The sequence below is a fragment of the Rhizobium sp. YTU87027 genome (assembly GCF_050644135.1).
GTDB lineage: Bacteria > Pseudomonadota > Alphaproteobacteria > Rhizobiales > Rhizobiaceae > Rhizobium.
Map to the genome: position 1 here is coordinate 2,844,619 of NZ_CP098440.1, position 26,114 is coordinate 2,870,732.

A 26,114-nucleotide genomic window follows, 5' to 3' on the forward strand; every position below is an offset into this window, starting at 1 on the left:
AAACCCATCTTTGGAATAGAATGGGTACACATCGCCGTAAAATTAGGCTAGCGTAATAAAATTGTCACAAAAGGTCCCCGGTAATGGCGAAAGAGATCGAGCGGAAGTTTCTAGTACGCAACGACGGCTGGCGCTCCGGCGCCGAGACGAAATCTATTTTAAAACAAGGCTATATCGCTTCGATGGACGACCGATCCGTCCGCGTACGCGTGCTCGACAATGCGAAGGCACGGCTGACGATCAAGATCGGCCGCAGCACGATGACCCGTGAAGAGTTCGAATACGACATTCCGGTCGCCGACGCCGAGCAGTTGCTCGATGACGCAATCGGCGTCGTCATCGAGAAGACCCGCTATCGCGTCCCGCACGAAGGCTTCGTCTGGGAAGTGGATGTCTTTGCCGGCCAGCACCGCGGCCTGGTGATCGCCGAAGTGGAGATGCGCTCGGAAAACGACAAGCCTGCGCTCCCCTCCTGGCTCGGGCGCGAGGTTACGGGCGATTTCCGCTACTCCAACCAGGCGCTGGCCACAGAATTCGAGCACGATCGGCATGCCCTTTCGTATACGGCCTGACCGCAGCTTCACTGCAGAATTCCGGAAAGCCGTGGGCGGACAGCTTCGCGATGCGATTCACACGCTCGAAGAGATGCCCGATGGCAAACACGAAGCGATTCACGACTTTCGCAAGAACCTGAAACGTGTCCGCTCCCTTTATCGCCTCGTTGCCGAGGAGATACCGGAGATTCAGGAGCAGGAAAATGGGCGCCTTCGGGAGGTTGCGCAATCGCTTTCGGCAATGCGGGACGCTGCCGCTCTGATCGAGACGGCCGCGCATCTGAAGGCGAAAGCCCGTAACGGTGAGGAGAAGAAGGCGCTCGGTCGCATCATCGAGGCGCTGAAGGCCCGCCGCGATCACATGGCCGAAGCCGAGGCGACGATCGACCAGAAGCTGACGAAAGTACCGGACCATCTCAAAGCGGCGGCGGCGGCTGTCGAGGACGTACATTTCAACGGCGGCCCGCAGCGGCATGCCCGGCTGGTCGCCAAGGGTTGGCGCAAGACAGCCCTCAAGGCAAGAGAAGCAATTGCCCAATGCCGGAACGGCGAGTCGGCAGAAGCCTTCCATACCTTGCGCAAGCGCGCCCAGGACTACCGGGCCTATCATGCCGCGCTCAGGCCGCTTTGGCCGGCCGCCATGGATGCCAAATACGAGGTAACGAGCAGTCTGGTCGATCTGCTCGGCCGCATCCACGATCTCGACGTGCTTTGCGAACTCGTGGAGGCCGAGCCACGGCATTTCAGCAATGCCGACGACCTGGCCTATCTGCTCGACGCCATCATTTTCCACCAGCAGGAAGGCCGACAGGCAGCCTTAGAGCGCGCCGAGGAAGTATTCGCCGATGATCCGCGGGAGGAAGCAGACCGGATCGAATTGCTCTGGCAGGCGCAGGTGAGCTGAATCGTCCCAATTGCGCAGACGGCCCGAAACCTGTATTTGCAGCCGCATGACAGACACGCTGACACAACCGCCGTCTGCGACGAGCCCCTTCCTCGTTGCGGCTCTCTACCATTTCGTTTCCGTCCCGCGCTTCGAAAGCCTGCGCGAGCCGCTGCAGACGCTTTGCGAGGAAAACGGCGTGAAGGGCACGCTGCTTCTGGCGCATGAAGGCATCAACGGCACGATCGCTGGCCCGGATGCAGGCATCAAGACGGTGCTCGCCTATCTGCGCGCCCAGCCGGAATTTGCCGCGCTCGAGCACAAGGAAAGCCACGCATCGAAGATGCCTTTCCTGCGAATGAAGGTGAAGCTCAAGAAAGAGATCGTCACCATGGGCGTCGAGAACATCGACCCCAACAAGGTGGTCGGCACCTATGTCGCTCCGCAGGATTGGAATGCGCTGATCTCCGATCCCGATACAATCGTCATCGACACGCGCAACGATTACGAGACGGCGATCGGCATCTTCCGCGGTGCTGTCGACCCGAACACGAAGACCTTTCGCGAATTCCCGGACTGGGTGCGCAACAATACCGGCCTGCACAACAAGCCGAAGATCGCCATGTACTGCACCGGCGGCATCCGCTGCGAGAAGGCCACCGCCTTCATGAAGGAGCAGGGCTTTGAGGAGGTCTATCACCTCAAGGGCGGCATCCTGAAATATCTCGAAGAGATCCCGCGGGAGGAAAGCCTCTGGGATGGCGCCTGTTTCGTCTTCGACGAACGTGTGTCGGTCGAACACGGCCTCAAGGAAGGCGAGCACAAGCTCTGCCACGCCTGCCGCAATCCGATCACCGCCGAGGAGATCACCTCACCCCACTACGAGGAAGGTGTCTCCTGCAGCAACTGCTACCACACGCGCAGCGAAGACGACCGTCTGCGCTACCGCCAGCGGCAGCACCAGATCGCGCTCGCCAAGAAGCGCGGGCAGAAGCACATCGGAACCTGATTAGGCGGCGTTGGTGCGGCGCGTGGTGACCTTCGTTGCCCGCGCCTGCATCAACCGCTCGGTGATCTGATCGGCCGGCATCGGTCTGCCGAAGAAATAGCCCTGTAGCGTATCGCAGCCGAAGAGGCGCACGGCAATGGCTTGCTCCTCCGTCTCGATGCCCTCGGCCGTCACCGGAATGTCGAGCGAGCGGGCGAGTGCCACCGTTGCCTGCAGCATTTCGCGCTGGCTGTCGCTTTCCAGGATGTCCATGACCAGCGAGCGGTCAATCTTGATGCGGTCGAACCCGAACTGGCGCAAATAACCGATGGACGAGAAACCCGAGCCGAAATCATCGAGCGCGACTTTGACGCCCAGCGCCTTCAGCCGCTCGATCGCCTGCCGCGTGCGCTGCGGGTTCTGGATCATGTAGCCCTCGGTGACCTCGAGCGTCACCCGTTTGGCCTCGATCTCCGTCTGCTTTAGGACATAGCGGACATAGTCGGCAAAGGCCGGGTTGCGGAATTGCCCCGGAGAGACGTTGACCGAGATACGCAGTTCCGGCCACTGCTTGGCGGTTTCGCAGGCCTTGCGCAGCACGAAAAGCCCGAGCGCTTCGATCAGTCCGCTGGTCTCCGCGATAGGAATGAAGACCTCAGGCGAGACCGGTCCGTGGCCCGGGCGGTTCCACCGCACCAATGCTTCGACGCCGGTCATTTCATGGGTCGCTGCATCGATCAGTGGCTGATAGGCGATCTGTAGGTCGCCGCCCTCGATCGCCATCCGCAAATCGAGTTCCAGCGCATTGCGCTCGCTGCGGTCGGCGTCCATCGCGGGATCGTAAAGCGTCATGCGCGCGCGACCGGCTTCCTTGGCCTTGTACATGGCAAGGTCGGCCCGGCGCACCAGCTCCTCGCGGTCAATCGTGCCGCCCTGCGACATGGCGATACCGATGCTCGCGCCGATCACGACGACACGCCGGCCGATCTCCAGGGGCTCCGCCAGGAAATCCAGTATCTGCTCGGAAAGCTGCAGGGCAACCGCGTGCTCGCTTTCAGAGACAAAGGCGATAGCGAACTCATCGCCGCCGATGCGCGCAAGGACGGCACCCTCGGGGATGAGCACATCCAGGCCTGCGGCAACCGCCCGGATCAGTTGGTCGCCGGTGCCATGACCGTAAGCATCGTTGACTTCCTTGAATCCATCGAGGTCGAGATAGAGGATAAGCACGTTGCGGCGCGTCTGCAGGGCTTCTGCAACGAAACCGTCGATCGCAGATCCCAATCCGTCGCGATTCAACAAGCCGCTCAGCCGATCACGGTTTGCTTCCTCTCGGGCGTTGATTTCTTCCGCCTTGAGGCGCCGCAACGCCAACCAGCCGATGATCAGCAGCACGACGAAGAACAGGCCGACAAGGCCCAGCGCCTTGACGACCATTGGACGAACTTCACCATAGCCGATATCGCCGGGAGCCCGCGACATCCAGGTGAGCTTGCCGAGGGTAATCGCCTGCGCGTCCGCGATCGTCACCGAATAGGGGGCCTCGAAGTTCGGAGCAACCAGTTTCAATCCGCTGATAACATAGGTTGCGCCAAGCTCGGCGACCTTGTCGGCACTCAGATGTCGCGCGAATATGAGGTAGCGATGTTTTCCGGCCGGCACACCAAGCGCACCGGACTTCTCGCGGACGAGCGCTACGCCGACTGCCGCGATACCGGACTTGGTACCAACGAAGCCAGTTGCTTCCGGATTGTCCTGTGGCCTCGCGGCCTTTGCCTTGTTGAAAAGCGTCCAGAGCGATGGGGAGAAGAATTCGTCCAGCGAGCCGTCCATCGGCTTGCCTTCCCGATACACCATGATCGGTTTCTTCTCATCATCGATCACGATCGCCATGTCGAAGAGGGAACTGTTGACGGACATTTCGCCGTAGTTGCTGATCGTCCAAGCCATACCATCGGCCGCATAGACGTTCACCGCGGCATCGTCCCAGGCGGCGTAATCGTTGAGCGTCGCGCCTAACTGCATCTCGAAGGTCTTCAGTGCGCCGGAAATAGTTTCCCGCGAACGCTCGTCATCCAGCACATTCGATCGGTCCGCAACGCGTTCAAGCGCACTGAGCACCAGGACCGTGACAATCGCGACGACAATAGCAAAGGAAAAAAGCACGCCGGCTACGGTCGCATGACGACCGATGCCCGAGATTTTTCTGCTGCCTTCGAAAATTGCCCGCATTACTGCTCCCCGATCAAGGAAGTCTGCCAGCGAATGGTTCAAAAAACGGTTAAGGGGCGATATAATGATTAATCGTCTACGATTTGGCAAAAGCGCTCGAAAAACGCACGTGCGCACATATATTGATCAATATTTTCAAAAGCTTGACAAATAAAACTAGGTCGCGGCTCGATTGATTGCAGCGCAGAATTTTACAAGCGCTGATACAAGAAGACCGCTTTCGACGTTCCCGGCGAGGACAACGGTCTGTATGTCCTCCGGTTTGCCGAGCAACGAGACTCGTAGAAGGGCCTCGTCGACAAGGTGTAGTGACATCGTCTTGAGCACTTCGGTCAACTGCTCTAGCGCGAAATCGCCGCGATGCGAGGCATGCGCGATCATCACGGGCTTGAACGGCACTTCGTCGCGGGAGACCAACCAATCCAGCGCGTTCTTCAAGCCGCCGGGCAGACCATGGGCATATTCCGGACAGGCGACGATGATGCCGTCGCAGGCACGGATCTTGGCGGCAAACTCTTTGACGATGGCCGGCGTGTTCTCACCCTCGCGGTCCGGATTGAAGATCGGCAGATCGCCGATCAATTCGCAGATCTCGATGGAGACACCCACCGGCGCATTGTCGCGCAGAGCTTCGAGCAGCCGGCGATTGGTCGACGCCTTTCGCTGGCTGCCGCAGAGCGCATAGAGGAAGAGCGGCTTTGCCATGCGCTCGGTTTAAGCCACGGCGCCGATTCGCGCCATGCGCTCGTCAGCTGCTTTTGTGATTGCCCTTCGGGAACTGCGCCGCAAGTTCGCTGTACCATTTGCCGCTCTTTTTGAGCGTGCGGACCTGTGTGTCGTAGTCGACATGCACGAGGCCGAAGCGCATGCGGTAACCCTCGGCCCATTCGAAATTGTCCATCAGGCTCCAGGCGAAGTAACCGCGCATCGGATAACCGTCCTTGATAAGGTCGGCGACGGTATCGAGGTGCTCGCTGTAGTAGTCGAGGCGCGGCTGGTCATCGACCTCGCCGTTGACGACGCCCATGTTGTAGCAGGCACCGTTCTCGGTGATGTAGCACTCCGGCAGCTCGTAGCGACGATAGAGATCCTCGACGACGTTCTTCAGGCCCGGTGCATAGACCTCCCAGCCGATATCGGTCTTCACGTCGCTGACGCGCGGCGCCTCGACCGTCCAGGGGAAATCGCCGTTCTTTGCAGGATCGTCGGCGACACGCAGCGGCGTGTAGTAGTTGAGGCCCCACCAGTCGAGTTTCTGATTGATGATCTTGAGGTCGCCCTCTTCCACGACGGGCATCCGCTCGCCGAGTGCTTCCAGGAACTCCTTCGGATACTCGCCCTTGAAGACCGGATCGAAGAAGGCGCCGTTATGGAACTGGTGGGCACGTTCGCCCGCCGCCTTGTCGGCTGCGCTGGCAGAGCCCGGCATGACGGACATGGCGTTGAGCACGAGCCCGACCGGTACGTTGGGCGCTTGCGAACGGATCGCCTCGACGCCGAGGCCATGCGCGAGGTTCATGTGATGCATGGCGTGAAGCGCCGCCTGCATGTTGCGCTCGCCCGGCGCATGAATGCCGTAGAGGTGGCTGAGCCAGACGATGCACCACGGCTCATTGAAGGTCGCAACGCTGTCGAGACGGTCGCCGAGGCGGGCCATCACGGTCTTGGCATAGCGCTGGAACGCGTAGGCCGTCGAGCGCGCCGTCCAGCCGCCGTCGCCTGCGAGAAGCAACGGCAGATCCCAGTGATAGAGCGTTGCGAAGGTCTTGATGCCCCGCGCCTTGCAGCCATCGACGAGGCGATCATAGAAATCCAGACCCGCCTCGTTCACCGGACCTGTGCCATCAGGGATGATGCGCGGCCAGGCGATCGAGAAACGATAGGCTTCGACGCCCATGGACTTGATGAGATCGAGATCCTCGTCGAGACGGTTGTAGTGATCGCAGGCGACATCGCCATTGTCGCGATTGAAGACCCGACCCGGCATATTGCAGAAGGCATCCCAGATGGAGGACTTGCGACCGTCTGCCTTGGAAGCGCCTTCAATCTGAAACGCTGCCGTCGCAACGCCAAAGGTGAAATCGCCCGGGAAGCGGGCAGCAAGGGTCTTCGGATCGATCATGAGAGGGTTCCGTCTGTTGCTGTTGGACAGGCCGATGCGGCCATCTTCGGTGGCGGTTTAGCCAAGCCAGATAGGCTTGTACAGGGCTCGAATGTCAAAACTGTAACGTTGCAGATGAAAATCCGCCATGCCGCGATATGGAAAACACGACCGTTATCGACCTCCCCGTATTACGCGATGATCTCATCGCCCGAGGGCAACTGCAGCCGCCTCGCAATGCCGATATTGTCAAGAAACACTTCATCGTGACTGACGACAAGCAGCGCTCCGTCATAGGCCTTAAGGCCCGCCTCCACGGCTGCGACGGAATCAATGTCGAGATGGTTGGTCGGCTCGTCGAGGATCAAAAGCGGCGGCGGCTTCGCGCCGCCGAGGACGCAGGCGAGCCCAGCGCGCAGCAGCTGCCCTCCCGAGAGTGTCGAGACCTGCTGCAGGGCGGCATCCGCCCGGAACATGAAACGCGCCAGCGCGGCGCGGCAGGCATTCTCGTTGGCACAGGGATTGAGATTGCGGAAATTCTCCCGGATCGACAGCGATCGATCGAGGAGACTGACGCTCTGATCGAACAGCGAAAAGCCGGTCATGACGGAGACCGCCCCGGACCATGGGTGTAGCTCGCCTGTGATCAGCGCCAGCAGCGTCGTCTTGCCAGAGCCGTTCGGTCCGGCGATCGCGACGCGATCGGGGCCGGTCATGGCGAAGGAGAGGTTTCGGATGATTGGCTGCTCAGGCCGATGGCCGGCAGTGACGCCCTCCAGCCGCAGAACATCCCTGCCAGGCGGCAGCCCTGTTGACGCGAGCTGGGCTGAGAAGGGCTGGAGGATCTCGATCCGCTTCCGCACCGCGGACGCCTCCTCCATCGCCTCCTCGCGGCGTTTTTCGCCAAGGCGCACTTTGTTGCCGCCGGTGTTTTCCGCCTGTCGCTTGAGGCCGCCGGCGACAATACGGGGCATGTCGCCCCTTGCCGCCTTTTTGCGGCCGTTGCGGTCACTGCGGGCCTGCCGCTCCGCCGCAACCTGGGCGCTGCGGACCGCATCGGCAACGCGTCTCTCGGTGTCTGCAAGATCGTGCTCGGCGGCGGCCAATTCAATCGCTTTGCGTTCGCGAAATGCGCTCCAGTTTCCACCGTATCGCCGGGCGCCAAGTGTCGTGATCTCCACGATCGCATCCATGGTGTCGAGCAATTCGCGATCATGGCTAACGACGATGGCGCCGGCCCGCCAGCCGGCAAGCAATGCGATGACCGCTTCGCGCCCATCCCGATCGAGATTGTTGGTCGGTTCGTCGAGAATGAGGAAATCAGGGTCGGAGAATACGAGAACTGCAAGACCTACACGCGTCCGTTGGCCGCCCGAAAGCGAGGTCAGCAAGGCTTCCGGTTCCGCGTCCAACCCGACGCCTTCGATCGCCGCGGCGATACGCGCCTCGATCGTCCAATCGGCAATGGCGAGTTCGTCAGTAGTGGCATCACCGGCTTCGGCGCGGCGAAGGATAGTGAGCGCCTCACTGGCGCCGAAGAGATCGGCGACCGTTGCCCCCTCGTCCACCTGGACCGCCTGGCGCAGGATTCCGAGCCGCCCGCCGAAGGCGATGCTGCCGGATTGCGGTTGCAATTCGCCGGCAACGAGCTTCAGCAGCGTCGTCTTGCCGACACCATTACGACCGATGAGGCCGGTTCGCTCGGCGCCGAAACTCAGATCGAGATGGGAAAGAAGGATCCGCCCGTCAGGCGTGGACCACGAAAGATTCGACAGGGTAATGGATGCAGGCATGGATAAAGGACTCCCGAATAGCAAGGCGAACTGGCGTTGCGATCGGGGTGAAATCCATTGCTGCACACATCCTGTTGATGTTGGCGATGGCCGCAATCTAGGCGAGCACCACGCCGAAATCAAGGCAATAGGCGGTGGAGCCGCATCGACGGAACCACGTCAGCCTGCAATCCGCAGCGATTCTGTCACTACAGCACTAGGAACCGCTACTGCTTCTGCTCTTTAAGTTTCACGGCCATCGTCACCGTGCCACGCACGACGATGTCGTTGCGCGAACCGCGATTGAGATCCGCGCTGCTCGTAAGGCTTATGATCTGGCAGCTCTCGGCAAGCGTCTGCAATATGAGATCACATTGCCCGCCCGCCATCAGATAGAACCCTTTCTGGGCGGCCTTGATCTGCTCGCCGCTCTCTTGCCCGGCGTCGACAGGCACCGACAGAGAAACCGTCGTCTGCACGTTCACCGTGCCCGGAACACGTTGGCCGCCATAGAAGTTCGGCGCGCGATTGAGGACCTCCTGCGACAACGCCGGAAACGCGGCGAGCGCGAAGGCGCATGTCAGAACTTTGGCAAAAGCTTTCATCGAACGTCTCCCCATCTGGTTGCGCCCGTTTCTGCCACAGCATTGTTAAACGACAATGAGCGCTCTCCCTAACATTGTAGGGAATGCGCTCATTGGTTGCATAAATTATCCAAACCGTACGAGGATCAGACCTTGACCCAGGCGCCGTTCTTCTTCGAGGACGCTACGCAAGCCTCGACGAAGGCAACACCTTTTACGCCGTCATCAACCGTCGGGTAGACCACGGCCTTATCGACTGCCTTGCCCTTCTTGTGTGCGTTGATCGCAAGCGCGGCTTCCGTGTAGATCGTCGCGAAGGCTTCGAGATAGCCTTCCGGATGACCGGACGGAATACGCGAAACGCGAGCAGCCGCCGGGCCGGAACCGGCACCGTTGCGGGTGATCAGGCGCTTCGGCTCGCCGAAGGGCGTGAACCAGAGATAGTTCGGATCGGCCTGCACCCATTCCAGACCACCCTTCGTTCCATAAACGCGGACCTTGAGGCCGTTCTCGTGGCCCGGCGCCACCTGGCTGCACCAGAGCATGCCCTTGGCCGGCTTCTCGGAACCCTTGGCCTTGAAGCGCAGCATGACGTGCGCGTTATCGTCGAGACGGCGGCCTTCGACGAAGCTGTCGAGATCGGCGGCGAGGCTGTCGAGCTCCAGTCCGGACACGAAGGAGGCGAGGTTATAGGCATGCGTACCGATATCGCCGGTCGAACCGCCAGCACCCGACTGCGCCGGGTCGGTGCGCCACACAGCCTGCTTGGCACCCGTCTGCTCGACGGCTTCGGTCAGCCAGTCCTGCGGATATTCCGCCTGTACGATGCGGATATCACCGAGTTCGCCATTGGCGATCATCTCACGTGCCTGACGGACCATCGGGTAGCCGGTGTAGTTGTGCGTCAGGATGAAGAGCGCGCCGCTCTCGTCGGCAACCTTCTTCAGCTTCTTGGCGTCGGCAAGGTTCGAGGTCAGCGGCTTGTCGCAGATGACATGGATGCCGCGACGCAGGAATTCCTTGGCGGCGTCGTAGTGCACATGGTTCGGCGTGACGATCGAAACCGCTTCGATACCGTTCTTCAGCTTCGCTTCGCGGATCGCCATTTCACGGTAGCTGGAATAGGTGCGCGACGGATCGAGGCCGAGGTCGCGGCCCGATGCCATTGCCTTTTCCGGCGTCGATGACAGCGCGCCTGATATCAGGTCGTACTGGTCGTCGATGCGGGCAGCGATGCGATGGACAGCGCCGATGAACGCGCCCGCGCCGCCACCGACCATGCCGAGACGGATGCGCGGTTCGCGCGCCTGTTCTGTAGATGCTTCAATTGCCATTGGTTCCTCCTAAAATTGCGTAGGGCAGAAACAGCCCCTTCCCTCGATCGGCTGGGGAAGGGAGTGGCCCCTTCCCGCTGCCAATCAACCTTCCTGTAGCGAAGGGCAGTGGCCTCAAAGACCGAGCATGCGGCGGTTGGCCGCCTGGTCCGTACCACCCGCTGCGAAATCGTCGAACGCCTTTTCCGTGACGCGGATGATGTGCGCCTTGACGAACTCGGCGCCTTCACGTGCGCCGTCCTCCGGATGCTTCAGCGCGCATTCCCACTCGACCACGGCCCAGCCGTCGAAGTTGTTGGCCGTCATCTTCGAGAAGACCGCGCCGAAATCGACCTGACCGTCGCCGAGCGAACGGAAGCGGCCGGCACGCTCGACCCAGCCCTGGTAACCGCCATAGACGCCCTGGCGGCCGGTCGGGTTGAACTCGGCGTCTTTGACGTGGAACATCTTGATCCGGTCCTTGTAGATGTCGATGTTCTCGAGATAGTCGAGGCACTGCAGTATGTAGTGTGACGGATCGTAGAGCATGTTGGCGCGCGGATGGTTCTTTACGCGCTCGAGGAACATCTCGAACGTGATACCGTCATGCAGGTCTTCGCCCGGATGGATTTCGTAGCAGACGTCGACGCCGTTTTCGTCGGCATGGTCGAGGATCGGCTTCCAGCGGCGGGCGAGTTCGTCGAAAGCGGTTTCGACGAGGCCGGCCGGGCGCTGCGGCCACGGGTAGATGAACGGCCAGGCGAGCGCACCGGAGAAGGTCGCATGCGCCTTGATGCCGAGATGCTTCGACGCCGTCAGCGCCATCTTGACCTGTTCGACGGCCCATTCCTGACGCGCCTTCGGATTGCCGCGCACCTCAGGTGCCGCAAAGCCGTCAAACGCTTCATCATAGGCCGGATGCACGGCGACGAGCTGGCCCTGAAGGTGGGTGGAAAGCTCGGTGACTTCGACGCCGTTCTGGCGCGCCACACCCGCAAACTCGTCGCAATAGTCCTTTGAGGAAGCCGCCTTCTTGAGGTCGATCAGCTGGCCCGCCCAGGTCGGAACCTGCACGCCCTTGTAGCCGATGTCGGCTGCCCATTTGGTGATCGAATCCCACGAGTTGAAAGGCGCGGCATCGCCCGCGAACTGTCCAAGGAACAGGCCTGGACCCTTGATCGTTTTCATGTCAATTCCTCCCTAAAAGATGACCGTAAACGTTTCTGGTAGTGTTCTAGCACGCGATTTGAAGTCTGCAAGCCGATTTCGGCGAAACTGCAAATTTGCCCCACGGGGCAAAAAACGAAGGCGGCCGACTTAAACACGGCCTGTCTCGGCACACAAGATGTACGTACCGCATTTCTGCTGTCCATCCCGTCACAGCGGTGGTGTCCGCCTGAAATCCAGGCACCCGCAGCGTCTTGCGGCGGTAGACATCGCGCCGTGCCGTGCTACTGTCTTTAGACCAGGAGGATGGCGCATGACGCGGCGTCTGGCAGCAATCTTGGATGCGGATGTCGTCGGCTTTTCCCGGCTGATGGGCCTTGATGAAACCGGCACTTTTGCGACGCTGAAAGCGCACAACAGCGAAATCATCGTTCCCAGCATCAACAGACATCACGGGCGCGTCGTGAAATTTCTCGGCGATGGCACGTTGGCCGAATTTGCGAGCGTCGTCGATGCCGTCGGCTGCGCCATGGATATTCAGAGAGCATTGCTTCGGCGCAACGAGTCCATCGAGCCGGATCGGCGCATGGTGTGGCGGATCGGCATCCACGTTGACGATGTGCTGGTCGAAGACGAGGACATTTTCGGCGACGGCGTGAACGTCGCCGCAAGCCTGCAGCAACTGGCGCCGCCGGGAGGGATCTGCGTCTCCCAGCAGGTCAACGACCAGATCCGATCGAAGCTTGACTTCCGGGCAATCGATTTCGGCAACCGCAAGCTCAGGAACATCGAGCAACCGGTCCGTGTCTGGCGATGGACGGCGGAAAGCGTACAACTTCCATCGCCTGCCGCGCCGAAGGATCAGGTCACGAGGCCCTTGCGCAATCGGCCCTCCATTGCGGTGCTGCCCTTCAACAACATGTCGAGCATCGAGGAACAGGAACATTTCTCGGACGGCTTCACGGACGAGTTGATCGCCACGCTGGCGCGCTGTCGCTGGCTGCTGGTCGCAGCCCGCAACTCGTCGTTCAGCTACAAGGGCCGGCAGGCCAATGCCCAACAGGTGGCGGAGGACCTTGGTGTCAAGTACGTGCTGGAAGGCAGCGTGCGCCGTGCGGCAGATCGCGTTCGGATCACCGCGCAGTTGTTGAATGGCACGGATGGCTCGCTGCTCTGGGCGGAACGCTACGACCGGACGCTGGCCGACATCTTCGATGTTCAGGACCAGCTTGCTTCTGAGATCACGGGCACGATCGAGCCGGAACTCGGCTCCATCGAGTTCGCCGCCCTTCGTGGCCGCACCGTGTTCGACATGGACGCCTGGGAAATCTACCTGAAGGGCCTCTGGCATCTCTACCGGTTCACACTTGACGAACTGAAGACTGCCAAGGCGCTCTTCGAGCAGGCGATCAGCATTGATCCGACCTTCGCGCAGGCGCAGGCCCGCCTGGCCTACGTGCACATTCAGCTTGGCTGGTATGGCCCTCTCGACGAACGAGCTGAGCGGATCTGCGAGGCGATCGACCTTGCTGAACGGGCGATTGGACTGGATCAAAAGGAACCCGCCGCGCACCTCGCCCTGGGTAGAGCGCTTGCGCTCGATGGGGCGACCGAGGCCGGAATTGCGCATCTGCGCAACGCCTTGCAGCTGGATCAGAGTTTTGCGCAGGCTCACTTCGCGCTCGGCCAGGTTCTCTGCTATGTCGAGCGCCCTGCTGAAGGCATTGCCGAGATCAAGGAAGCGTTCCGTCTCAGCCCTCGCGATCCGCATCTTTGGACCTTCCATAACATTCTCGCGATCGCGAACTATCAGTTGGACAACATGGCGGAAGCGGCCAAGGCAGCCCGCGCATCGCTCCGCTCCCCGAATGCCACCTTCTGGCCGGCGATCGTTTTGGTTGCGATCCTCGGAAGGCAAGGCAAAACTGACGAGGCTCACGAAGCGATTGCCAGGCTTCATCGTTTCCGACCGGGAATGAACTGTACCGACGCCCGGCGGGAATTCTATTTCGGCGACAATCCTGTCATGACCGAAACCTTCATCGACCGCTTCATCGCCGATCTCACCAGCGCCGGCCTGCCTGACTGACGAGCGGAAGCATCAAAAAAGACGCCCGTCCTCTCGAACGGGCGCCGCATTGGATTTCTCGGATCAGAACGGAGAATCCGGGAAGTAGAAGTCCTTGGCATTGTCCTTCGTGACAAGCGTCGCATCGAGGACGAAGGTGCCGCGAACCGGAACCTGACCGTAAAGACCAGCAGCCGTCAGTTCCATTGCCGTGCCGACCATTGCCGGCGGATAGAGAACGTCGACGGGGATCATCTTGTCGCCGTCCATGACCTTCTTGACCATGTCCTTGGAGCCTGCGCCCGCGACGACATACTTGATGTCGGAACGCTTGGCCTGCTCGATCGCCTGCAGGACGCCGACAGCCATGTCGTCATCCTGGCACCAGACCACGTCGATCTTCGGATACTTCGTCAGGTAATCCTGCATGACCTTGAAGGCATCGTCGCGGTTCCAGTTGCCGTACTGGCGGTCAAGAACCTTGACCTTGGAGCCGGCAATACCCTTGTCGAAGCCGTCCTGGCGCTGCTGATCGATCGGGATCGGCAGACCGCGGATGACGACGACTTCGGCGTCCGGCGTCTGCGCTGCGATGTACTTGCCAGCGACTTCGCCGAGCGCCGGGTTGTTGCCGGCAACGTAAAGGTCACGGACGGTGTCATCGTTGGTCGAAGGCGCACGGTCGACAAGCGCGACGTACTTACCCTTGCCCTTGACTTCCTTGATGGCGTTGACGAGCGGATCCGGATCCGACGGCAGGATGACAAGTGCATCGATACCCTGTGTGTCAAGGTCCTGCACAGCGTTCGCCTGGCTGGCGGCATCCGGCGAGGTCTTGACGATGACGTTCAGGCCCGGATGCTGTTCCATCAGCTTCTTGGCGATGCGTTCGGCATGGAACACGACGCCCGAGGTCCAACCATGGTCGGCGGCCGGAATGGAGACGCCGATGGTGAACTTCTTGTCCTGTGCGTATGCGGTACCCGCCAGCGTGACGGCCGCAACCGCAAGACCCAACATGAGTTTGCGCATTCTATTTCCTCCCAATAAACGTCAGGGACTTTTCCTACCCGTCAACCGGACGCCCTGTGATCCCGGCCAATTTCCTGGAGCCAGTCCGCTTACGATTTGCGGACCAGCGAGCGCTGCACCAGCATGGCGATAATGATGATCGCACCCTGGATCGCACCGATGAGATATTCGCTGATGAAGTTCGACAGCAGCATAATGTTGCCGACGAGTTCGAGAATGAACGCGCCGCAGATCGTGCCCCAGACGCGGCCGGCGCCACCCTTGAGCGCCGTCCCGCCGACGACGACGGCGGTGATTGCCTGCAGTTCCCAAAGAATCCCCGTCGTTGCAGAGGTCGAGCCGAGGCGCGGCACATAAAGAAGCACGGCGATGGCAACGCAGAGCCCCTGGATGACGAAGGCGATCGTGCGGACACGATTGACCGCGATACCGGAGTAGCGTGCGACGTCGCTGTTGGAACCGACAGCAACGACGTGTCGACCGTAACGCGTGCGATAGAGAATGAAGGCTGCCACGGCGGTGACGGCCAGGATCACGACGATCGGCACCGGCACGCCGAGGATGCTGCCGAAATAGGCCGGGCGGTAAAGCGTCTGGATGTCGGGCGAGCGCAGCGTGATCGCGCCGCCCTGGCTGAGCCACGTCGTCAGGCCGCGATAGATGCCCATGGTGCCGAGCGTGGCGATGAACGGCTCAATTCTGCCGACCGTGGTGATCAGGCCGTTGGCCAGTCCACAGAGCGCACCGGCGACGAGCGTGAACACGACCGCAGCCGCCAGCATCAGCGTCGGGTCGGCAATCACGCTGGAATTCATCAAAAGGATCATCAGGCTGGCGACGAAGGCCACCATCGAGCCGACAGACAGGTCAAGATCGCCGGCGGAAATCACGAATGTGGCGCCGACCGCAATGATCGCGATGAAGGCGCAGCGGGTCGCGACGTTGGCAAGGTTGGTGATGCCGATGAAGTTCGGGTTGACCAGCGCGCCGACGATCAACAGCAATATCAGAGCCGCGAAGGGCGCCACCGCCCTGAGATCGATATCCCGCCAGGGGCGACGCCTGATTTCCCTGGTCTCCTCGTTCACGCTCATCTCCAAACCAACCTCCCGCCACAATATTCGATGGGCATCATACCTGGGCGGCACGACCATCGCTGCCGCCTCCCCGCCAGCGTCAGGCGGCTTTCTTCTTCAATCCCGCGGCGTAACGCATGATCTCCTGCTCGGAGATCTCGTCGCCCTCAAGCACGCCGACGATCCGTCCTTCGCGCATCACGGCGACGCGCGTGCAGAGGCCGATCACTTCAGGCATCTCCGACGAGACGACGATGATGGACCGACCATCGCGCGCCAACGCCGAGATGAAATGATAGATCTGCTGCTTGGTGCCGACATCGATGCCACGCGTCGGCTCGTCGATGATGATGATTTCGGGCTCGGTCTCCATGACCTTGGCAAGCAGAAGTTTTTGCTGGTTGCCACCAGACATACGCCCGGCAACGATGCTGGTGTCGCGAACGCGGATATCGAAGCGGCGCCGCGCCTTGGCGAGCGCCTGCGCCTCGCTGCTTGGGCTCAGATAGCCGTGCTGCGAATGCTGGCCGAGCGACTGTAGCGTCAGATTGGTCATCATACCGGAGCGCAGAAGCAAGCCCTTCGACTTGCGATCCTTGGTCATGTAGGCAAGTCCGGCGCGATTGGCGGCGTGCACATCGCCCGACGGAACCGATTCGCCGCGAATGTGGACTTCGCCCGAAGCACGGCTGCGAAGCCCGGCGATCGCCTCCATCAGTTCCGTACGACCGGAACCGATCATGCCCGAAAAACCGATGATCTCGCCCTTGCGAACCTCGAAGCTTGCATCCTGGACATAACCCGTAGAGACGCCCTCGACCCGGAGGACGACTTCCTCGTCGACATTGGGCTCGACCTTGGTGGGATACAGGCGCGACAGCTCGCGCCCGACCATCAGCTGCGCGATCGATTCGCCATCGAGCATCGAGGTCGGGGCTGTCTTGACCCACTGACCGTCACGCAGCACCGTCACCCGGTCGGTGATTTCCATCACCTCGTCGAGCTTGTGCGATACGAAGATGAAGCTGGTTCCCGTGTCGCGCAGTTTGCGTACCTGCCGGAACAGGAAGTTCGTCTCTTCGCGCGAGAGCACCGCTGTCGGCTCGTCCATGATCACGACCCGGGCATCACGGCTGATTGCCTTGGCGATTTCCACCATCTGCTTGTCGGCGATCGATAATGTGCTGATGATGGCATTCTCGTCGACGTGCGAACCGAGCAGATCGAGTGCCTTGCGCGTCTCGGCACGCATGTATTTGCGATCAAGCACGCCGAACCGTGTGACTTCGCGACCAAGGAAAAGGCTCTCTGTGACGGTCAGATGTTCGGCAAGATTGAATTCCTGATGGATGAGAACGATGCCGAGCGCTTCGGCTGCGCCATTCGCTGGCAGCACGACCGGCTCGCCATCGAGCAATATCTCGCCCGAACTCGGCTGCTCGAAACCGGACATGACCTTGACCAGGGTCGATTTGCCCGCGCCGTTTTCACCCATGAGAGCATGGATCTCACCGGCGCGCAGATCGAAATTGACACTGAAGAGGACTTGCACGCCGCTGAACGACTTGCAGATGCGCCGCGCGGACAACACCACGGGCGCGGCGTCGACTGAATCCACACTCATTGACGGCTTCCTCCCCTGCGGCTCCCATCCGCTTGGCGCCATATGTAAACCTTTACACGACGCATGTAAAGGTTTACATCATCGTTACACACAGATCTGCCGGCCCCGGCGTTTGACCTATCGACAAGTCTGTGTAGTGTCGCGGCGAAGGCATCCCCAAGGCAGGACGCAGTGTCGAATTCCACGCCCGCAACCATAGAAGACGTCGCTCGGATCGCCGAGGTTTCGATCGCGACGGTATCGCGGGCGATCCACATGCCGGAGAAAGTCGCCAATTCGACGCGGCTGAAAGTCAACCAGGCGATCGCCATCACCGGCTACACCACGAACGCCATGGCCCGCAGTCTGCGGCTCGGCCGGTCAAACATGATCCTCGTGGTGGCGCCCGATATCGGCGACCCGAACTTTTCCAACATTCTCGTCGGCCTCGAGAACGAAGCACGCGCCCATGGCTACGGCATCCTGATCGGCCATACACAGAATGACGCACAGCGTGGCCTCGAATATCTGAAGTTTTTGAATTCCAGCCAGGCCGCCGGGCTGATCCTCTTCACCGGCATTTTGCCCTTCGGCCACCAGACGATGACGGCCCGGCTGCCGCCAAGCGTCGGCGTGTTCGAGCCGGTTTTCAACGGCGGTATTCCCTATGTCGGCGTCGATGACGTCGAGGGAGCCAGAAAGGCGGTCGACCTGCTGTTGGCCGAGGGTCACCGCAAGATCGCCTTCATCGGCGATTCGCGGACGCGCCTTGCTTACAGCCGCCGCCGTCAGGGCTACGACGCGGGGCTAGATGCCGCGGGCGTTGCACCGGACATGCGTATCGTGCTCGAAGGCGACGGAACGCTTGAAAGCGGTCGTCACGCCGTCGAGCAGCTTTTCATGCGCGACACACTGCCGACCGCCTTCATGTGCGTGAACGACCAGACGGCGATCGGCGTGATGATCGGCCTGAACGCTCGAGGATACGATATTCCGAAGGATTTCTCCGTGACCGGCTTCGACGACGTGCCGCAGGCCGTCTTCATGTCGCCGCCGCTGACCACCATCCGTCAACCGCGGACGTTGATCGGCAAGCAGGCCATGGCGCTGCTCCTGGAGTTTCTTGCCGACGGCCAGCCGGCCGAGACCGAAATATTGCTGCGTCCAGACTTGGTCGTGCGCAATTCGGTCGGTGCTCCTTCACGTCGATGGACGAAACGCTGAAGCCAGCAGCTATCGGACGCTGACACGGACATCCCGCCGCGCTTGACGGCGGGAGCAATTGGCCTTCACGCCGCAACTGGTTATTGCGACTTTTGAGGATCGTCTGCCGGGTTGACGTACTTGATGCCCCACGGGCCATTGGTGTTGATTTGCAATACAGTCTCATCGTCGAAGTAGACGAAATGCGCCGTGCCCGGCGGCAAGGCAAAGAAACTGCCCGCAGGCAGTTCCTTGGTGGCGCTCCGATCGGCGGTTTTGCCCATGCCAAACTTGGCGGCGCCGGATAGGACCGTGACCACTTCATAGCCAGGATGCGTATGCGGCGGGATCGCATAGCCCGACGGTACTTTGAGCCGAAGGGCAAACAGGCCTTTCTTCGTCGGATTGCCGAACAGGACCGCCGCTTGCGCACCGGCCGGAAGCACCTTGGGGGCCTCGACCCACTTGACATCACCGGGAGCGAATATTGTGTGCGCATCCTCCGCCAGAGCGAGCGATGCGGTCCCACAGAATCCAATCAAGCCGACTGCGAATATCGATGCGATTTTCATGATATCCTCCCTCTCGCCGGGCCTTCCACCTGGGCTGAGCGCTGGGGCAGGCTCGCGAAACCCAAGAATACGTCCGCAGACCGTCTGTGGGCAAGAGCTACTCGGTCATTGGATCAGATGTCGGCAAGTCATTTCACCCGCTTGAACACCCATTTCACGACGTATTCGCCGCTTCGCTTCATCTTGGTTTTCGTTTTGACCTGGACCGGCCCGCCGAGAGCCGCTTCGGCGGCTTCGAATGCCTGCCGCGCCTCGGCAATTGCCATGTGATAGGCGCTGTTGTCGCGCCTGGGGCTGTCGGCGACAGCCTGCACAAGGGCGCTCCAATCACGTTCACTGTTGCGCATGTATCAGCCCTCCCGTTGGCAACAACGCGGTCTACCCTCCGGCATGTTGGCTACGCAAGCATGAATGATCACACGCGCTATTCGACAAGCCCGAACATGGGACCGAATCCGCCATGCCACGATTTGTCGTTGCGCCCAAGGGCCGGACTGTAGAGTCCGACACCCCGGCCACCGTCGAGAAACAGCGCATCGGGGCAGGCCAAATAGTCACGGAACAAGCGCGCGAAATCATGGAAATTCACTCCATCTTCGCTGACCGCGAAGCGCACCGCGCCATCGCTGCAGATGCCCACTCCGCCGCGGCGGGTCCTGTCCGTCGATCCGATGATAAAGATCGGATTCAGCTTGTTGTCGATGACAAGCATCGGACCGGACTGGGTGGCGAACCGGGCCTGGGGACGGCGTTTCAGGAATTCCGGCGTCGGAAGTATTCCGGCGCCAGCGTCGCCGAGAAAGAACACGCCATTCGGCCTTTTATAGAAGTTCGGCAGAGGACCGGCGGCAGATCCATCGCCATGCGCGCTGTTGGCAGGCCGCAATTCTTGACCATCTTCAACATAAAGACCGATCGGTGAAAAATCGGGCAGATACATGCCGGCATTGACCGCGAACGCCAGGGTCTGTCCCTTGCTGCGAACGGCCTCGGCAACGCCGGAGAAATCACGATAAGGCTCGCCATCCGCGTTCTTCCAGAACAACCGGAGATCGCCTTTTCCTTTTTCAATGGTGCAGACGATATACGCGTTTCCTTCGAAGGTGTCCTGCGCGCAGGGTCGCGCGGAAGCGGCTCCCGCAGATATCGCAGCGGCCAGCATCGCGGCCCCTGCAAGCATACTCTGTCTGAGATAGGCCATCGCTGCCATGCCCTTTCTTTCAGATCGCTATTCGACCGCCAGCAATGCCAAGCGCCAAGCAGGATATCTCGCGTCAACCTTCAAAGCATGGCCACGTGTGCTACCGCGATCAAAAAGGCCGGGAAACCTTCGCTCCCCGGCCCTCTCCTCCACAGTCAACCGCCGATCAGACGTAACGGTTGACGATGTTTTCGAGCAGTTCCTGCTTGCCGGACTTCGGCTGTGGGTTGATGTCCTTGGCTTCGACCCACTCGGCGATCTGCTCGAGCGAGTATTCGCCGCGGGCGAGCTTCTGGCCTTCGGCCGAATCCCAGCCGGCATAGCGGGCGTCGAGCGGGCCGGACAGAGCCTTGTCCTCGATCATCTTGGCAGCAGCCTTGAGACCGCGGGCGCAGGCATCCATGCCGCCGATATGGCCGATCAGCAGATCTTCCGCATCGAGCGACTGGCGGCGCAGCTTGGCGTCGAAGTTGGTGCCGCCCGTCGTGAAGCCGCCGCCCTGCAGGACCTGGTAGTAGGCGAGCGCCATCTCAGGAACGTTGTTCGGGAACTGGTCGGTATCCCAGCCGGACTGGTAGTCGTTGCGGTTCATGTCGATCGAGCCGAAGATGCCGAGCGCGTTGGCGAGCGCCAGTTCGTGCTCGAACGAGTGGCCGGCGAGGATCGCATGGCCCTGCTCGATGTTGACCTTCACTTCGTTTTCGAGGCCGTGCTGCTTCAGGAAGCCGTAGACCGTCGCGACGTCGTAGTCGTACTGGTGCTTGGTCGGCTCTTGCGGCTTCGGCTCGATGAGGATCGTGCCCTTGAAGCCGATCTTGTGCTTGTACTCGACGACGAGGTTGAGGAAGCGGCCGAGATGGTCGAGTTCCTTCTTGAGATCGGTATTGAGCAGGGTTTCATAGCCTTCGCGGCCGCCCCAGAGAACGTAGTTGGCGCCGCCGAGCTTCATCGTGGCGTCCATGCAGGTCTTAACCGTCGCGGCCGAGTAGGCGAAAACTTCAGGATCGGGGTTCGTGGCGGCACCCGACATGAAGCGGCGGTTGGAGAAGAGGTTCGCCGTGCCCCAGAGCAGCTTGGTTCCGGTCGCCGCCTGCTTCTCGGCGAAGTAGTCGACGATCTCGTTCAGGTTCTTGGTGTTTTCAGCGAAGTTCTTGCCTTCGGGACGCACATCGGCGTCGTGGAAGCAGTAGAACGGTGCGTCGAGGATCTGGAAGAGTTCGAACGCCACGTCGGCCTTCAGCTTGGCGGCCTTCATCGTGTCTTCGAACCAGGGGCGCAGGAAGGTCTGGCCGCCGAAGGGGTCGCCGCCCTGCCAGGCAAAGGTGTGCCAGTAGGCAACGGCAAAGCGCAGATGGTCTTCCAGGCGCTTGCCGAGAACGACTTCGTCCTTGTTGTAGTGACGGAAGGCGAGCGGATTGGTGCTCTCAGGGCCCTCATACTTGATCTTCTGGATGTCGCCGAAGAATCCGGTGCTCATCTCGTGTCTCCTCAGGTTTCGGATTGTAGTTCTGGGTTCAGTGCTGCAGCGATTTGATCGCCGGGTAGAGAGCGCGATAGCGCTTGTAGGCATCCTCGTAGGCGCCGGAGAGCGCCGCGACGGGTTCGATCGTGCCCGCCGTCTTCGGCGGCGTGCAGACGGCAACCGGGTCGGCGCCGGTCGCCGCGATCAGGCCGAGACGCGCAGCGCCAAATGCCGCGCCGAAGTCGCCATCGGCAGGCAGGTCGACAGGGACACCGAGCGCAGTCGCGATCGAAGCCAGCCAGTAGCGCGAGCGCGAACCGCCGCCGATCGCCGTAACGCGAGAAATATCCGTGCCCGCAGAGCGCAGTGCTTCCAGATTGTCGCGGATAGCGAAGGACACGCCTTCGAGGACCGCCTGGGTCAATACCACGCGGCTGCTCTCATGCTCGAGGCCGATGAACGCGCCGCGGATGACAGCATCGTTGTGCGGCGTGCGCTCGCCGGAGAGATAGGGAAGGAAGGTGACGCCGGAGGGCGCCTTCAGCGTCTCGCCGAGCTCGGTCGTCAGATCCGCCGCCGACTTTCCAGTGACACTGGAGTGCCAGTTCAGCGCGTCCGTCGCCGAGAGGATGACGCCCATCTGATGCCAGGTGTTGGGCAGCGCGTGGCAGAAGGCGTGTACGGCGCTTTCCGCCTTCGGCAGATAGGCGGCATTGGCCGCGAAGAGAACGCCCGAGGTGCCGAGCGACACGAAGGCCGCGCCATCGCTGACGGTGCCCATGCCGCAAGCCGAAGCCGCGTTGTCGCCCGCGCCGCCGGCAACGACGACGCCACCAGACATGCCCCACTGACCGGCCAGCTCGCCGCACAGCTTGCCGCCCTGCTCCGTGCCTTCGATCAGGCGAGGCATCTGCTTTTCATCAAGGCCGGTGGCTGCAAGAAGCTCGGATGACCAGGCGCGCTTGCCGGTATCGAGCCAGGAGGTGCCGGCCGAATCCGACATCTCGGAGATGTGCTCGCCGGTCAGCCAGAGGCGCAGGTAATCCTTCGGCAGCAGTACCTTGGCGACCTTGGCAAAGATCGCAGGCTCATGCTTGGCAACCCAGGCAAGCTTCGGCGCGGTGAAGCCGGGGAAAACGATATTGCCGGTCAGCTTGCGGAAGCGCGGATCGGAATCCAGCGCAGCCGCTTCGACGTAGGAGCGCGTATCGTTCCAGAGAATGCAGGGACGCAGGACTTTGTCGTCGGCATCGAGCAGCGTCGCGCCATGCATCTGGCCGGAGAGGCCAATGCCCTTGACGGCGGCGAGCTCCTTCGGATGCTTTGCCTTCAGCCCGGCAACAGCCTCTTCCGTCGCGCGGATCCAGTGCGAGGGCTCCTGCTCCGACCAGCCGGAATGCGGGCGCGAGACATCGAGCGAACCATTGGCCGAGCCGATGATCTTCTGATCGCCGTCGATCAGCATGGCTTTGACGCCGGAGGTTCCGAGATCGAGACCCAGATACATGTGTTTCTCCCTTTGCCGTTACGGCAGATTGTCTTTCAGGAATATGTCGAGGCGGATGCGCTCTTGCGCCTCGATGACGGCAAGCCCGTCAGCCTTCGCCTTGAGGACGCGGATGGCGCTGCGCACCTCGTGGCCCGCATCTTGGTTCAGAATTGCGTCAATGGTGCCGTCAAGCAGCGCGGCGCGGGTATGTGTCGTCAGTTCATGGGCGATGACCGTCAGCGACCGATCGACTGCCTTTTCCTTCAGCGCCCGGATCAGACCGCGATTACCGGCACCGAGGCTGTAGACCCCGATAATGCCACTTTTCTTCGACAGCGCGTCGGCCACCAGCATATGCGCCATCTCGGGGTCGTCGCGGCCTTCGATGACAGGCAGGATGGAGAGCGATGGAAACTCCGCCGCCATGACGGCCGCAAAGCCCTCGAGGCGCTCACGATGGTCGCGCACCAGCATCGAGCCCGCGAGCACTGCGATCTCGCCCCTGGCGCCGCCGAGGAAACGCCCGAGCAGCCGAGCAGCCGTACGCCCGGCCGCGATGTTGTCGACGCCGGCATAGTGGTGACGCTGCGAGCCGGTGAGATCCGAAACGAGCGTCACGACTGGAATGCCATCCTGCACCAGACGGTCGACGGCATCGCGCACCTCCGGCGCATCGGTCGCAACAAGCGCGATCCCCGAAGGCCGTTCTTTTCCAAGTTCGTCCAGAACCCTGACCAGAGCGCTCGGATCGAACGCCGGCACCTCAAGGGTGCGGATGTCCGTTCGCTCCACGGGCGAGCGGGCGACGGCGGCGCGCACCTCGTCATTCAGTCCATGCATAAAGGAGTTGTCGCTGGCAGGAAGGATGAACACGAGCGGATAGGTCCGACCCTTGGCGAGGTTGGCAGCAGCGACATCCCTGACGTAGCCAATCTCGCGAATGGCCTTCTCGACCTTTTCGCGCGTCACGTGGCGCACGCCCGGCCGCTGGTTCAAAACCCGATCGACGGTTGCGAGGCTGACGCCTGCGGCGGCAGCAATATCGTGAACTGTTGGCCTCATCTTTCCTCCTGACGAGACCTTTAACTCCAAATCTGATGTACGTAAATCAAAATCTGCGAACGCTTCCGTACACGTCAGATATTTGTGTAAAACAAAGGCCGATCTGATGACATCCGATCGGCCCTGAACGTTGATTTGAAAGACTAATTAGTGGCCTCCGCCACCTCCGCCCCCACCTTGCGGCGCGGGTTTGTCGAGCATCGCCACGCCGAGGATCATGGCCAGGAAAAGCAAGGTCAACATCAGGAAGACGTCGCTGAAAGCCAGGACGACGGCCTGCTTCGTCACCAGTCCGACCATCTGCTTGATGGCGACAACGGCGCCATCCATGCCGTAGGTATTGAAGTTCGCTGCCATGTTGTTCATCTGGTCGATTGCGGCAGGGCTTCCCCAATCGATATTCTCGCGCAACCGCTCGTAATGAACGTCCTGCCGGTTCGTCAGCACCGTGTTGATGATCGCCAGCCCCACAGCGCCGCCGAGGTTGCGGGTCAGGTTGAAGAGGCCGGACGCGCCGCGCATGCGGGCCGGCGGCATCGTGCCGAGCGCGATGTTGTTGATCGGCACCATGCACATCATCAGCCCGAAGCCGCGGAATATCTGCGGAATGAAGAGTTCGTAGAAGTCCCAGTCCTGGGTCAGATGCGTCATGATGTAGGTGCCGGCCGCAAAGCTGGCGAAACCGATTATCATCATGAGCCGCAGGTCTATCTTCGTCGACAGCTTTCCGGCAATCGGCGCAGTGAAGAACATCGCAAGGCCTGACACGAACATGGTCTCGCCGATCATCAGCGAGTCGTAGCCGCGGATGCGGCCCAGATAGACGGGGTAGATATAGGTCAAGCCGTAGAGGCCGATCCCCATCACGAACGAGAATACGGAGCCGAAGGCGAAGTTTCGGTTCGTGAAGGCCCTCAAGTCAACGACCGGGAATTCCACGGTGAAGGCCCGATAGAAGAAGATAACGGCAGCAATCGCAGAGGCGATCGCACCCATGAAGATATAGCTGTCGTTGAACCAGTCGTTGGAGTTGCCTTCCTCCAGCACATATTCCAGCGCACCGAGGAAAACGCCCATCGACAACAAGCCCCACCAATCGAACTTCCTGATCAGCGAGAATTCCGGCTTGTCGAAATCGATGAAATTCCACGTGACAATCGTCACGATGATGCCGGGCACGATGTTGACTAGGAACAGCCAGTGCCAGGAGAAGGCATGGCTAAGATAGCCGCCGACGGTCGGGCCGATCGTCGGGGCAAGCGTTGCGATCAGGCCGATGATCGGCGACACGATGCTGCGCTTGGAAGGCGGGAAGATCGTGAATGCGGCGGCAAAGACGGACGGGATCATGCCGCCGCCGATGAAGCCCTGAATGGCGCGATAGACAATCATCTGGTCTATGTTCGTCGCCGTCGCGCAGAGCGCGCTCGCCATGGTGAAACCGGCGGCCGAGGCCGCAAACAGATATCGCGTCGAGACGATGCGCGCGAGCGTCCCCGACAGCGGAATCATGATGACTTCCGCGATCAGATAGGAGGTCTGCACCCAGCCGATCTCGTCCGAGCCGGCGCTGAGGCCAGCCTGGATTTCCGCAAGCGATGCCGAAACGATCTGGATGTCGAGGATCGACATGAACATTCCAAGCACCATCGCGAAGAACGCAATGAGCTTGCGGGGATCCATGTGATCCGTGGCAGCCGGAGTGGCCGGAACGGTTCCAACTGTTGCGCTCGCGGCCATGGGTCTACCTCG

Annotated in this window: 22 protein-coding genes; 5 read left to right on the top strand and 17 right to left on the bottom strand. The window is 61.0% G+C overall.

Annotation, left to right across the window (positions count from 1 at the left end; translation table 11 throughout):
* The first annotated feature begins 83 nt into the window (after positions 1-83).
* The 3 genes from NBG89_RS14125 to NBG89_RS14135 are packed head-to-tail and all read left to right on the top strand — an operon-like array spanning position 84 to position 2,446.
* Positions 84-572, top strand: a complete 489-nt coding sequence (locus NBG89_RS14125; RefSeq protein ID WP_431320472.1) for a CYTH domain-containing protein — start codon at positions 84-86, stop codon at positions 570-572.
* A complete protein-coding gene (locus NBG89_RS14130) occupies positions 550-1,458 on the top strand; it encodes a CHAD domain-containing protein (RefSeq protein WP_431320473.1) in 909 nt (302 codons plus the stop codon). Before NBG89_RS14125 ends, NBG89_RS14130 begins: the two co-directional genes overlap by 23 nt.
* 46 nt (positions 1,459-1,504) lie before the next feature.
* On the top strand, positions 1,505-2,446 hold the full coding sequence (locus tag NBG89_RS14135) for a rhodanese-related sulfurtransferase (RefSeq protein WP_431320474.1): 942 nt from the start codon (positions 1,505-1,507) through the stop codon (positions 2,444-2,446).
* Here the strand turns inward: NBG89_RS14135 and NBG89_RS14140 are convergent, their stop codons facing one another.
* The 7 genes from NBG89_RS14140 to NBG89_RS14170 form a co-directional block, all read right to left on the bottom strand.
* Positions 2,447-4,657 carry a bifunctional diguanylate cyclase/phosphodiesterase gene (locus NBG89_RS14140; protein WP_431320475.1) on the bottom strand — a complete coding sequence of 737 codons (2,211 nt, stop codon included), beginning with the start codon at positions 4,655-4,657 and terminating at the stop codon, positions 2,447-2,449.
* Positions 4,658-4,813: 156 nt separating this feature from the next.
* Positions 4,814-5,362, bottom strand: coding sequence for an NADPH-dependent FMN reductase (locus NBG89_RS14145; RefSeq protein WP_431320476.1), 549 nt, complete (start codon positions 5,360-5,362; stop codon positions 4,814-4,816).
* A 43-nt stretch (positions 5,363-5,405) separates the two neighbouring features.
* Complete coding sequence (locus NBG89_RS14150) at positions 5,406-6,779, bottom strand: GH1 family beta-glucosidase (protein ID WP_431320477.1); 1,374 nt, start codon at positions 6,777-6,779, stop codon at positions 5,406-5,408.
* Positions 6,780-6,949: 170 nt separating this feature from the next.
* Positions 6,950-8,551: an ABC-F family ATP-binding cassette domain-containing protein gene (locus NBG89_RS14155; protein ID WP_431320478.1), complete on the bottom strand. Its 1,602-nt coding sequence runs from the start codon at positions 8,549-8,551 to the stop codon at positions 6,950-6,952.
* Between the two features lie 206 nt (positions 8,552-8,757).
* A complete protein-coding gene (locus tag NBG89_RS14160) occupies positions 8,758-9,135 on the bottom strand; it encodes a hypothetical protein (RefSeq protein WP_431320479.1) in 378 nt (125 codons plus the stop codon).
* Between the two features lie 125 nt (positions 9,136-9,260).
* On the bottom strand, positions 9,261-10,448 hold the full coding sequence (locus NBG89_RS14165; RefSeq protein ID WP_431320480.1) for a Gfo/Idh/MocA family protein: 1,188 nt from the start codon (positions 10,446-10,448) through the stop codon (positions 9,261-9,263).
* Positions 10,449-10,562: 114 nt separating this feature from the next.
* Positions 10,563-11,615 carry a sugar phosphate isomerase/epimerase family protein gene (locus NBG89_RS14170; protein WP_431320481.1) on the bottom strand — a complete coding sequence of 351 codons (1,053 nt, stop codon included), beginning with the start codon at positions 11,613-11,615 and terminating at the stop codon, positions 10,563-10,565.
* Between the two features lie 292 nt (positions 11,616-11,907).
* Between NBG89_RS14170 and NBG89_RS14175 the strand changes: the two genes are divergently transcribed.
* Positions 11,908-13,683, top strand: coding sequence for an adenylate/guanylate cyclase domain-containing protein (locus NBG89_RS14175; protein WP_431320482.1), 1,776 nt, complete (start codon positions 11,908-11,910; stop codon positions 13,681-13,683).
* Between the two features lie 63 nt (positions 13,684-13,746).
* On the opposite strand, the gene NBG89_RS14180 is transcribed toward NBG89_RS14175, so the two are convergent.
* The 3 genes from NBG89_RS14180 to NBG89_RS14190 all read right to left on the bottom strand — a co-directional run bounded on the left by NBG89_RS14180 (position 13,747) and on the right by NBG89_RS14190 (position 17,394).
* Positions 13,747-14,694 (bottom strand): substrate-binding domain-containing protein, encoded by a 948-nt coding sequence (locus NBG89_RS14180; protein WP_088692148.1) that lies wholly within the window; start codon positions 14,692-14,694, stop codon positions 13,747-13,749.
* An 89-nt stretch (positions 14,695-14,783) separates the two neighbouring features.
* Positions 14,784-15,788, bottom strand: coding sequence for an ABC transporter permease (locus NBG89_RS14185; RefSeq protein ID WP_431320483.1), 1,005 nt, complete (start codon positions 15,786-15,788; stop codon positions 14,784-14,786).
* Positions 15,789-15,870: 82 nt separating this feature from the next.
* Positions 15,871-17,394 (bottom strand): sugar ABC transporter ATP-binding protein, encoded by a 1,524-nt coding sequence (locus NBG89_RS14190; RefSeq protein WP_431320484.1) that lies wholly within the window; start codon positions 17,392-17,394, stop codon positions 15,871-15,873.
* Positions 17,395-17,565: 171 nt separating this feature from the next.
* On the opposite strand from NBG89_RS14190, the gene NBG89_RS14195 reads away from it, so the two are divergent.
* Positions 17,566-18,597, top strand: a complete 1,032-nt coding sequence (locus tag NBG89_RS14195; protein ID WP_431320485.1) for a LacI family DNA-binding transcriptional regulator — start codon at positions 17,566-17,568, stop codon at positions 18,595-18,597.
* Positions 18,598-18,677: 80 nt separating this feature from the next.
* Here NBG89_RS14195 and NBG89_RS14200 read toward each other — a convergent pair whose 3' ends face one another.
* From NBG89_RS14200 to NBG89_RS14230, 7 genes are all read right to left on the bottom strand, one after another.
* On the bottom strand, positions 18,678-19,148 hold the full coding sequence (locus NBG89_RS14200; RefSeq protein ID WP_431320486.1) for a cupin domain-containing protein: 471 nt from the start codon (positions 19,146-19,148) through the stop codon (positions 18,678-18,680).
* A gap of 128 nt (positions 19,149-19,276) precedes the next feature.
* Entirely contained in the window at positions 19,277-19,495 is a 219-nt protein-coding gene (locus NBG89_RS14205; RefSeq protein ID WP_431320487.1) for a hypothetical protein, read from the bottom strand.
* Between the two features lie 77 nt (positions 19,496-19,572).
* On the bottom strand, positions 19,573-20,349 hold the full coding sequence (locus NBG89_RS14210; RefSeq protein WP_431322695.1) for a phosphodiester glycosidase family protein: 777 nt from the start codon (positions 20,347-20,349) through the stop codon (positions 19,573-19,575).
* 166 nt (positions 20,350-20,515) lie between these two features.
* The gene (gene xylA / locus NBG89_RS14215) at positions 20,516-21,826 is read right to left on the bottom strand and encodes a xylose isomerase (protein WP_431320488.1); all 1,311 of its coding nucleotides are present in this window, start codon (positions 21,824-21,826) and stop codon (positions 20,516-20,518) included.
* 37 nt (positions 21,827-21,863) lie between these two features.
* Complete coding sequence (gene xylB, locus NBG89_RS14220; RefSeq protein WP_431320489.1) at positions 21,864-23,318, bottom strand: xylulokinase; 1,455 nt, start codon at positions 23,316-23,318, stop codon at positions 21,864-21,866.
* Between the two features lie 18 nt (positions 23,319-23,336).
* A complete protein-coding gene (locus NBG89_RS14225) occupies positions 23,337-24,362 on the bottom strand; it encodes a LacI family DNA-binding transcriptional regulator (protein ID WP_431320490.1) in 1,026 nt (341 codons plus the stop codon).
* Between the two features lie 147 nt (positions 24,363-24,509).
* The gene (locus NBG89_RS14230) at positions 24,510-26,102 is read right to left on the bottom strand and encodes a DHA2 family efflux MFS transporter permease subunit (RefSeq protein ID WP_431320491.1); all 1,593 of its coding nucleotides are present in this window, start codon (positions 26,100-26,102) and stop codon (positions 24,510-24,512) included.
* Between the last annotated feature and the right edge of the window lie 12 nt (positions 26,103-26,114).